The sequence below is a fragment of the Agreia sp. PsM10 genome (assembly GCF_030433855.1).
Taxonomy (GTDB): domain Bacteria; phylum Actinomycetota; class Actinomycetes; order Actinomycetales; family Microbacteriaceae; genus Agreia.
The window spans coordinates 1-1,283 of sequence record NZ_JARUXC010000033.1; the positions used below are offsets into that span (position 1 = coordinate 1).

General features: G+C 62.6%; 1 protein-coding gene. It reads right to left on the bottom strand.

Going from position 1 to position 1,283, the window contains the following annotated elements; translation table 11 throughout:
• Nucleotides 1-33: 33 nt before the first annotated feature.
• Nucleotides 34-1,236, bottom strand: coding sequence for an IS30 family transposase (locus QCD70_RS18985; protein ID WP_367316753.1), 1,203 nt, complete (start codon nucleotides 1,234-1,236; stop codon nucleotides 34-36).
• Nucleotides 1,237-1,283 lie beyond the last annotated feature (47 nt).

Sequence of the window (1,283 nt, forward strand, 5' to 3'; positions counted from 1 at the left end):
GGCAATGTCAAGTGGTGGTTGCAACGCTGGGGGTTAGGCCGCTTCGAGGAGTCGGGCGAGCCGGTAGGTGGGGGTTTGGAGGTCGAGGGTGGGTCTGGGACGTGCGTTGAGCATGTTCTGGACCCTCTTCAGATCGGCCGGGGTGTGTCCGGAGAGGTCTGAGCCTTTCTCGAACCAGTGCCGCAGGAGCCGGTTGGTGTTCTCGTTCGTGCCGCGCTGCCACGGCGAGTGCGGATTGCAGAAGAACACGGGTGCTTCGAGTTCCGCGGTGATGCGGCGGTAGTCGGCCAGCTCGGATCCGCGATCCCAGGTGATCGATTGCCGAAGTTCGGACGGGAGGTCTTTCATCGCGGCGATCATCGCGGTCGCGACGGTGTCTGCGGTGTGGTCTACGGGCAAGTGCAACAAGATCGTGTAACGGGTGGATCTCTCGACCAAGGTGCCGATCGCGGAGGCACTGTTCGGGCCCACGATGAGGTCGCCTTCCCAGTGGCCGGGCACGGCACGATCCTCGACCTCGGCCGGCCTGTCACTGATCATGAACGCATCTTTATAGGGACTCACGAATCGGCTCCCACGGTTATGCGGGTTCCTGCTCTGACGTTTCGTCGAGAGCTGCCGGGCAAGATCTGCCCGCAACACTCCGCGGGTCTGGACGTAAAGAGCCCGATAGATCGTCTCGTGACTGAGCTGCATGCTCCCATCATCAGGGAACATCTCGGCCAACACACTCGAGATCAACTTCGGCGACCACCCCTCGTCCATGGCATCCTCGACGAACCCGGCGAGCACGGGGTTCTGAACCAGCTTCAGTCCCTTCGGGCGGCGACGTTGTTGATGCGCCCAGTTATGCGCCCTGGTCGCGTAATACACCCCGTCCGGACTCGAGTTCCGGCGGACCTCCCGCCAGATCACCGTCCGGTCCCGACCGATCGCCCGCGCAATCCGGGAATGCCCCCAGCCCTGCCGGAGCCCGGCCTGGATCTCGACCCGTTCCTCAAGACTCAGGAACCGGCCCGCGTCGAAATCGGCCGCGACACGATCGACGACCTGACCGCCATCACGGCCCCGTCTAATCTCCATGGCACCACTCTTGAGCCACCACGTGAACGAGATCCGATCCGACGCGCCAAACACCGCCGCAGCATCATGCGGGGACATCCCAGAGCAGACAAGATCAACAAACGCATCCCTCACCCCCTGCCCGTACCGAACGCCATACTTCTTCGTCGACATCAACACTCCGATCAATCAGAGCGTTGCAACGACCATATGACTCTGCC